The sequence below is a fragment of the Actinoplanes sp. NPDC051633 genome, from assembly GCF_040681735.1.
GTDB lineage: Bacteria > Actinomycetota > Actinomycetes > Mycobacteriales > Micromonosporaceae > Actinoplanes.
The window spans coordinates 1-8,318 of the sequence record NZ_JBFAZH010000234.1 but is presented as its reverse complement, the minus strand read 5'-3'; the positions used below and the strand labels follow the sequence as shown (position 1 = coordinate 8,318).

The window sequence follows — 8,318 nt, the reverse complement described above, 5'->3', positions numbered from 1 at the left end:
CGAAAAGCAAAATTACTTCTTAAAAAATTTGTAATGTTGTCTAAATATAATAATATTCTTTGTAAGAATATCACCGCCAAGCTCGGCTGGTCGTCGTACACCACCGACTGGCGCTCGCTGATCGACCGGGACGACATCGATCTGATCGACGTCTGCACCCCGGGCGACACGCACGCCGAGATCACGCTGGCCGCGCTGGCCGCCGGCAAGCACGTCCTCTGCGAGAAACCCCTGGCCAATTCGGTGGCCGAGGCGCGGGAGATGGCCGCGGCCGCGGCGAGTGCGCAAACCCGCGGGGTACGCGCGATGTGCGGCTTCAACTATCGCCGGGTGCCCGCCGTGGCGCTCATGCGGCAGCTGATCGAGGCCGGCCGGATCGGCACCATCCGGCACGTCCGGGCGGTCTACCTGCAGGACTGGATCGTCGACCCCGAGTTCCCCCTGGTCTGGCGGCTCCGCAAGGAGCTGGCCGGCTCGGGCGCCCTGGGCGACATCGGGGCGCACATCGTCGACCTCACCCAGTTCGTCACCGGCCAGCGGATCGCCTCGGTGTCCGCGCTGACCGAGACGTTCGTGCGGGAGCGCCCGCTGCCGGCCGAGTCGGCGGGTCTGGCCGCGTCCAGCAACGGCACCGCCCGGGGCGAGGTCACCGTGGACGACGCCGCGCTGTTCCTGGCCCGGCTCGATGGGGGAGCGGTGGCCACCTACGAGGCCACCCGGTTCGCCACCGGCCGCAAGAACGGGCTGCGGGTGGAGATCAACGGGTCGGAGGGTTCGCTGGCCTTCGACTTCGAGCGGATGAACGAGCTGGAGTTCTACGACGCCCGGCGGCCGAGCGCCGAGCAGGGCTTCGCGAAGATCATCGTGACCGAGCCCGACCACCCGTACATGTCGGCGTGGTGGCCGCCGGGCCACCCGATCGGCTACGAGCACTCGTTCACCCATGAGATGCGGGACCTGATCGAGGCGATCGGAACCGGTCAGAACCCCACGCCGTCGTTCGCCGACGCGCTGCAGGTGCAGCTGGTGCTGGACGCTGTCGAGCGGTCGGCCGGGTCGGCCGCGTGGGTCGAGGTGGAACCCGCGGCGATCGCCTCGGTGTGATCTTCCGTCGCGCGCCGCGAGGGACGACGCGGTTGCGCCCCGCGTCGACGGCGCGCGACGGACTGCCCCTTTGTGCATCAGGGATGCATACATGCACGGTGGCATCGGCACTTGTGATCGTCTCGTGCACGTCCGTTCGTGCACATCATGAACGCGGAGAACGCTCTCAGCCGACTTTCGAGGGTCTCCGAACCGGCATTCCGAGGCAGGTCACGCCCTTCGGCGGCGGCCTCGAAGGCCGAAGTGGACCGGCGGAATGGATCATGTTCGCGCCGGTCAGGACGTCGCACGGGGGGTACGGCTGCTGATCCGAGGGCACGTCGAGTCTCGTATCCGGGGCCAGACAACCCCACGGATGGAGGCGTCATGGCAGCCCTGCGGAGCGCCGTACGCACGTCGGAGCGCGGCGATCATTTGGTCCATACTGGAACGGTGAGCACGCGCGAATGCACGTGCACATGCACCGGTGCACCTGTCCAGGGAGGACTCTGATGCGTCTGCGTCACCGTTCCGGCCGACTCGTCCACCTGAGTTCCGGGGTCAACATCCGTGCGGCGCGCGACCTGCCCGCCGTGATCAGCCGTCTCGACACGTATGCCTCCGCGATCCGCGCCCGGCTCGATGTCGACACCCTCGGCGTGAGCCTATGGCTGCCGCCCTCCCTCGCCGCCGCCCTCGCTGTCGACGGGCGCCTCCGCACCCGGCTTCGGGGCGAGCTCGATGCCCGTGGGCTCGAGGTCGTCACGTTGAGCGGGGGCCCCTACGCCGAGGGCGGCGGCGAGGCATCTGCCGGAGGGGCCGACGAGCCCGACTGGAGCGACCCGGCCCGGCTCGAGTACACCCTCGACCTGGCTCGCATCCTGGTCGACCTGCTGCCCGACGACGCGGTCCGCGGCGCGGTCACCACGATGGGCATGGGCCGGCGGGCCGGCTGGAACGAAGCCAAGGAGAAGGCGGCGGCCCGCATCATGGGCCGGCTCTCCGCCAGGCTCGCCGAGGTCGCCTGGCACACCGGGCGCGCCGTCCAGGTGGGCATGCGGCCCGAGCCCGGCTGCGTGCTCGACGCCACCGACCAGACCATCGCGGCGCTCGCCCGCGTCGGCAAGGAGCGCATCGGCGTCTGCCTGGACCTGGCGAGCTTGGCCTGCACCTGGGAGGAGCCGGCGGACACCCTGAGCCGGCTCGCCGCGGCCGGCATCTCGGTGATCCGGGCCGACCTGTCCGTGGCGGTCGAGGCGGCGCAACCACCGGCCGCGCTGGCCGCCCTGCGTGCCTTCGTCCGGCCCGGCGAGCCGCATCCGGTGACCAACCCGGCCGGGGCGCACGTGGACGACCTGCCCGAGGCGCTCGAGGAGATGCCGCCCGGCCCGTGGCGGGTGCGCCGCATCGTGCCGTTGCACGTCGCCCCGCCGGCTCCGCTCACCGCCACCGTGGACGTGTGGCGGGGTGCGCTGCGGGAGCTGGTCGGCGGACCGGCGCCGGTGACGGAATATCTGCACGTGCCGGCCGAGGGGACCCCCGCGGAGGCCGCTGCGGATCTCGCGTACACCTGGAATGAGCTGGAGAGCCTCGGGCTCTCACCGCCCCACCAAGCTCGCGCCGCCTAACGCTCGCGTCTTGTCTCCGGCTCATCTAGATTTGGTTTCGGCACTGCCGGGCGAACGGCGGACCGGTCCCGGGAGGCGCAAACCCGGCCGGTCGTCTCGCCGAGATCCGCGTGCCACCCGGTCGGCCGCCCTCGCCGCCCACAAACGCATGCGACGAGGGAGATGAAATGCCGCGACCGATCACGCTCTTCACCGGCCAGTGGGCCGACCTGCCTTTCGAGGAGGTCTGCCGGCTCGCCTCCGGGTGGGGCTACGACGGCCTGGAGATCGCCTGCTGGGGCGACCACTTCGAGGTGGACCGGGCCCTCGCCGAGGACGATTACATCCAGCGCAAGCAGGACATGCTCAAGCAATACGGGCTGTCCGTGTACGCGATCTCCAACCACCTGGTCGGGCAGGCCGTCTGCGACCACCCGATCGACCAGCGGCACCAGGACATCGTCGGTTCCGCGATCTGGGGCGACGGCGACCCCGAGGGCGTGCGGCAGCGGGCCGCCGAACGCATGAAGGACACCGCGCGCGCCGCCGCCAAGCTCGGCGTCAACACGGTCGTGGGTTTCACCGGCTCCTCGATCTGGCACACGATCGCCATGTTCCCGCCGGTGCCCGCGTCGATGATCGAGGCCGGTTACCAGGACTTCGCCGACCGGTGGAACCCGATCCTGGACGTGTTCGACGAGGTCGGAGTGCGCTTCGCGCACGAGGTGCACCCCAGTGAGATCGCGTACGACTACTGGACCACCCGCCGCACTCTGGAGGCCATCGGCAACCGGCCGGCCTTCGGGCTGAACTGGGACCCGTCCCACTTCGTCTGGCAGGACCTGGACCCGGTGAACTTCATCCTCGAGTTCAAAGACGTCATCTACCACGTCGACTGCAAGGACGCGAAGGTGCGCACCGGCGACGGCAAGCGCGGCCGGATGAGCTCACACCTGCCGTGGGCAGACCTGCGACGGGGCTGGGATTTCGTCTCGACCGGGCACGGCGACGTCCCGTGGGAGGACTGCTTCCGGGCGCTCAACGCGATCGGGTACGACGGCCCGATCTCCATCGAATGGGAGGACGCCGGGATGGACCGGCTCCTCGGAGCGCCCGAGGCGCTGCAATTCGTGCGACGGCTGGCGTTCGACCCGCCCTCGGCGGCCTTCGACGCCGCGTTCTCGTCGTCGTCCTGAGTTCCGGGTGGGGGCCTTCCCGATCGGAGGGCCCCCACCCGGTTCGCTCAGTAGGTGGTGCTGGTGCCGGTGCTGGTGTTCGAGCTGCTCAACTCACTGGCGTTGGTGCTGGTGCTGGTGCTGCTGCCACTCTCGGAGTGCAGCTTCTGGCCAAGCTTCGACTGGTCCAGCTTGTCCTTGCCCTCGGAGTAGAGCTTGTTGGCCTGCGCCTGGGCGACCCCGGCGGCCTCCTGCACAGTCGGGTGCTCCCACACCTTCTTGGCGTTGGTCCGGATCTCCTCGTACTTCTCTCGGCCGGCACGGCTGCCCAGGACGAAGCCCGCCGCGAGACCGCTGATGAACATGAGCTTTCCGCGCATGGCGGCTCCTTCCGTTCAAGACGCGCTTGCGTCTGATCGCTGGCATACCCATCCTGCCCCGCTGTCATTCATCCCGCGTGGTTTCGCCACGCATGGGCAACCCCGTCGACAAGGGGGGTGCGGGGTCATGTACTGTTGTTCCGGTCGCAAGGGAGGCCTGCTTCGGCAGAGACTCCGGCGGTGCCATTCCCCGATAGCTCAATTGGCAGAGCAGCCGGCTGTTAACCGGCAGGTTATAGGTTCGAGTCCTATTCGGGGAGCCTCTGGTCTCAGCATCTCCCGCTCCTCACACCTTTCGCCCGGCTAGGCTGAAGTCTGCGTCGGTTGTCGCTCTGTGAGGTGTCTGTGTCGCAGCCCGTGAAGGTGGACGTCGTCATCGTGGGCGGCGGTCTGGCCGGGCTCGCCGCTGCCCGTCGACTGGACCGCGCCGGGGTCGAGTGGCTGCTCGTGGAGGCCGCCGACCGGCTCGGCGGCCGGGTCGCCACCGACGTGATCGACGGATGGCACCTCGACCGTGGCTTCCAGGTGCTCAACACGGCGTACCCGCGGGTGCCCGCCCTGGTCGACATCGACGCCCTCGACATGCGCTACTTCACTCGAGGGGTCCTGGTGCGCCGGGGCGGTGAGCTGCACCGCCTGGGCTTTACTCCCTCTTCGTTGTCGTCCGACGTCGGCACCCTCGGCGACCGGGTCAGGTTCGCGGCGCTGGCGGCCCGGTACGCCTCGATCCCCGCGGCCCGGCTGCTGCAGGAGCCGGAGTGCACCGCGCAGCAGGCGTTGCGCCGGGCGGGGCTGTCGCACCGGATCATCGAGGAGGTGCTGCGGCCGTTCCTCTCCGGCGTCTTCGGCGACCGTGCCCTCGACACGTCCAGCCACGTCCTGGCGATGTACCTGCGCTCCTTCGCGCGGGGCAAGATCGGCGTCCCGGCGGCCGGCATGGCGGCCCTCCCGGCGGCGATCGCGGGCCCGCTGCCGTACCCCCAACTGCTGGTCAACGTGCGGACGCTGTCCGTCGGCTCCGGCACGGTGGTCACCGACGGCGGCGAGATCAGCTGCCGGGCGGTCATCGTGGCCACCGACCCGGCCACGGCATCGTCGTTGCTCCCACGCCTGCCGGCGCCGGACATGCACGGACTGACGACCTTCTACTTCGGCGCCGACAAGCCCCCGATCGACGAGCCGACTCTGCTGCTGGACGGCGACCGCCGCGAGATCATCGCCAACACGGTCGTGATGAGCAACGCGGCGCCGTCGTACGCCCCGCCCGGGAAGAGCCTGATCGCGGCGTCGGTGGTCGGGGTGTCCGCGCCGTCGGGGGCGTCGGAGCAGGTGATCCGGGTGGAGCTGGCCCGCCTCTACGGCGCCGAGAATGCGTCCGAATGGGAACTGCTCGAGGTGGTGACCCTGCCGCAGGCACTGCCGGCGGCGCCGGCCCCGCAGGGCGATCTGCGCAAGCCGGTGTCGCTGGGCGACGGCTTGTTCGTGGCGGGGGACCACCGGGACAGCCCGTCCATACAGGGGGCGCTGGCAGGCGGTTGGCGCACGGCAGGGGCGGTGCTGGCGACACTCGGGGCTGGCGCGGTGCGAGCTTAGATCAGTGGATCAGGTAGATCCCAGAGGATAGGATCGCCGCCGGAACGGGGCGGTAGCTCAGCGGGTTAGAGCAGTCGACTCATAATCGATCGGTCACGGGTTCGAGTCCCGTCCGCCCCACGATGCCAGCTCCGGGGGCCGAGCCCCCGGACGCCCCGCGTTATCTGGGTCGCGCTCGGCGACCCGCCGCCATCTCCGTGGGTGATCCCCTGGAGACTTCGTCATCCGGTCCGCTGCTAGACACAGCTCGGTCGACCGAGCCGCGGTTTGTGCTGACGCCGAGCCGGAGCGAGCGGTCCAATGTGGCCGTGTCCCTCCTGCGGAGATGAGTGCAGCCGTGTCGACGGACCGTGCCGCTAGGCCGGCGGGACCCGCTCGAACCGCACCCGGTTCAGCCATCCCGGGAGGTCGCTGAGCACGTACAGCTCGCCGTGCACGTCGGTGCCGAACGCAGTCGGCTGGGTAGGGAAGTTGCCGATCGTGGCGGACTCGTAGCCGCCCCCAGGTTTGGGGCGCACGGCAAACGCGAGGGTCGAGCAGTAGTCGCTCGCGATGTAGGTGCCCCGAGCCTCGGGCGTCCGGATTCCTCGGTACACCACGCCGCCGGTCACCGAGCAGTTCTCCGTGAGGTAGTGCTCGTACTCGAAGACCGGGTCGACGTATCGCACCCCCGGCCGGCATTGCTCCGGGTCGAACACCGGGGTGCCCTCCTTGCAGGACCAGCCGAGGTTCGCCCCGCCCTGCCAGGGGCGGATGTGGTTGATCTCCTCGACCAGGCCCTGGCCGACGTCGCCGATCCACAGCGAGTTGTCAACCGGGTCGACGGAGAACCGCCACGGGTTGCGCAGCCCGTAGAGCCAGATCTCCGGTCGAGCGCCCGGCGTGCGGACGAACGGGTTGCCGGCGGGCACGCAGTAGGGCTTTGTCCCGCAGGCGCGGTTGACGTCGATCCGAACTATCTTGCCGAGCAGAGTGCCCAGGTCTTGACCGGCCTTGAACGGGTCGTTCGCGTGGCCGCCGTCGCCGGTGGACCAGTAGAGGTAGCCGTCGCGGCCGAACGCCACCTGCCCGCCGTTGTGGTTGCCGTACTCCGCGTGTTCCTGGGTGAGCAGCACCTGCAGCCGCTCCGGGGCGCCGATGTGCAGCCGCGCCAGGGTCAACGCGCCGGCCGGCAGGCTCGTGTAGGCCACGTACAGCATGCCGGTCCGCGCGAAGTTCGGCGCGGGGGTGATACCGAGGAGGCCGCGCTCGTTGTCCGACGTGTCGATCCGGGCGGTCAGGTCGAGCACCGGGTCGGCCGCCAAGCCGGTGTCGGGATGGTAGGCGCGGACAGTGCCGTTCTTCTCCGCGATCAGCATCCGGCCGTCCGGCAGCCCGGTGATCGCGATTGGACGCCGCAGACCGGAAGCCACTTGCTCGGATACCACGGTCAGCTCGGTGAGCGGCACCGGGCGGGTGTGGGATATGCCGACCGCGGCAGTGCCGGCCGCGGACGCCGAGGTCGACAGCAGCGCAGACAGGGTCAGAATGAGCAGGCCGGCCAACGTGGTGACCGAGCGACAACGCCGCGGCATGTTCGGCTCCTCGAGCAAAGTGGCGGACGCGACTGGGAGCGCTCCCACACTACATCGATCGCTGCCAATACGAAAGCACCGTCTTGCCGCCCCCCATGCGGCCGACTCGTCGATGCGGTAGTTGGCATCTACAGCGAACTTGGCACCATCAAGCCATAGACATCTATTGATATCCGGACACTTGCGATGCAATTCTGGGAGCGCTCCCATATCCCCGAACGCCGAAGAATGGAGGACCTACCGTGTCTCCACGCGAGTCCAGCCAGTCCGGTCGGCAACACCGCTCAGCCGTCCGCCAGCCCGTACGAGTACTCGTGGTACTGCTCGTCATGGTGGTCGGCCTGCTGCCCTCAGCGGGTCCGGCCCACGCCCACGGCACCATCGTGAGCCCGGCAACCCGGGCGTACCAATGCTGGCAAGCCTGGGGCAGCCAACACACCAACCCGGCCATGCAGCAGCAGGACCCCATGTGTTACCAGGCGTTCCAGGCCAACCCGGACACCATGTGGAACTGGATGAGCGCGCTGCGCGACGGCCTCGGTGGCCAGTTCCAGGCCCGCACCCCCGACGGTCAGCTGTGCAGCAACGGCCTCGCCAGGAACAACAGCCTGAACCAGCCCGGGGCCTGGAAGACGAGCAATGTCGGCAGCAACTTCACCGTCCGCCTGTACGACCAGGCAAGTCACGGTGCCGACTACTTCCGCGTCTACGTCAGCAAGCAGGGGTTCAACCCGGCCACGCAACGGCTCGGGTGGGGCAACCTTGACTTCATCACGCAGACCGGCCGGTACGCGCCGTCGCAGAACATCTCGTTCAACATCTCGACCTCCGGTTACACCGGGCACCACATCCTCTTCGTCATCTGGCAGGCCTCGCACCTCGACCAGGCGTACATGTGGTGCAGCG

Annotated in this window: 7 protein-coding genes and 2 tRNA genes; 7 read left to right on the top strand and 2 right to left on the bottom strand. The window is 69.1% G+C overall.

Annotated features, from left to right (window positions below):
* From AB0M20_RS15665 to AB0M20_RS15655, 3 genes are all read left to right on the top strand, one after another.
* Nucleotides 1–1,104: Gfo/Idh/MocA family oxidoreductase (locus tag AB0M20_RS15665; RefSeq protein WP_364298554.1), on the top strand; the 1,104-nt coding region annotated here is incomplete at its 5' end.
* Between the two features lie 491 nt (nt 1,105–1,595).
* The gene (locus AB0M20_RS15660; RefSeq protein WP_364298552.1) at nt 1,596–2,711 is read left to right on the top strand and encodes a xylose isomerase; all 1,116 of its coding nucleotides are present in this window, start codon (nt 1,596–1,598) and stop codon (nt 2,709–2,711) included.
* A 167-nt stretch (nt 2,712–2,878) separates the two neighbouring features.
* Complete coding sequence (locus AB0M20_RS15655) at nt 2,879–3,886, top strand: sugar phosphate isomerase/epimerase family protein (RefSeq protein ID WP_364298550.1); 1,008 nt, start codon at nt 2,879–2,881, stop codon at nt 3,884–3,886.
* A 47-nt stretch (nt 3,887–3,933) separates the two neighbouring features.
* On the opposite strand, the gene AB0M20_RS15650 is transcribed toward AB0M20_RS15655, so the two are convergent.
* Nucleotides 3,934–4,245, bottom strand: coding sequence for a hypothetical protein (locus AB0M20_RS15650; protein WP_364298548.1), 312 nt, complete (start codon nt 4,243–4,245; stop codon nt 3,934–3,936).
* A gap of 187 nt (nt 4,246–4,432) precedes the next feature.
* On the opposite strand from AB0M20_RS15650, the gene AB0M20_RS15645 reads away from it, so the two are divergent.
* The 3 genes from AB0M20_RS15645 to AB0M20_RS15635 all read left to right on the top strand — a co-directional run bounded on the left by AB0M20_RS15645 (nt 4,433) and on the right by AB0M20_RS15635 (nt 5,958).
* A tRNA-Asn gene (locus tag AB0M20_RS15645) sits at nt 4,433–4,505 on the top strand.
* An 85-nt stretch (nt 4,506–4,590) separates the two neighbouring features.
* Nucleotides 4,591–5,838: an NAD(P)/FAD-dependent oxidoreductase gene (locus AB0M20_RS15640; protein WP_364298546.1), complete on the top strand. Its 1,248-nt coding sequence runs from the start codon at nt 4,591–4,593 to the stop codon at nt 5,836–5,838.
* A gap of 46 nt (nt 5,839–5,884) precedes the next feature.
* Nucleotides 5,885–5,958, top strand: a tRNA-Ile gene (locus AB0M20_RS15635).
* Between the two features lie 236 nt (nt 5,959–6,194).
* Here AB0M20_RS15635 and AB0M20_RS15630 read toward each other — a convergent pair.
* On the bottom strand, nt 6,195–7,412 hold the full coding sequence (locus tag AB0M20_RS15630; protein ID WP_364298544.1) for a PQQ-dependent sugar dehydrogenase: 1,218 nt from the start codon (nt 7,410–7,412) through the stop codon (nt 6,195–6,197).
* A 314-nt stretch (nt 7,413–7,726) separates the two neighbouring features.
* Between AB0M20_RS15630 and AB0M20_RS15625 the strand changes: the two genes are divergently transcribed.
* The coding region (locus AB0M20_RS15625; protein WP_364298542.1) for a lytic polysaccharide monooxygenase at nt 7,727–8,318 on the top strand (592 nt) is incomplete at its 3' end.

Bases quoted from the DNA above. Each gene is read 5' to 3' on its own strand.
- AB0M20_RS15660 (WP_364298552.1), top strand. From the start codon at position 1,596: ATGCGTCTGCGTCACCGTTCCGGCCGACTCGTCCACCTGAGTTCCGGG.
- AB0M20_RS15655 (WP_364298550.1), top strand. From the start codon at position 2,879: ATGCCGCGACCGATCACGCTCTTCACCGGCCAGTGGGCCGACCTGCCT.
- AB0M20_RS15650 (WP_364298548.1), bottom strand. From the start codon at position 4,245: ATGCGCGGAAAGCTCATGTTCATCAGCGGTCTCGCGGCGGGCTTCGTC.
- AB0M20_RS15630 (WP_364298544.1), bottom strand. From the start codon at position 7,412: ATGCCGCGGCGTTGTCGCTCGGTCACCACGTTGGCCGGCCTGCTCATT.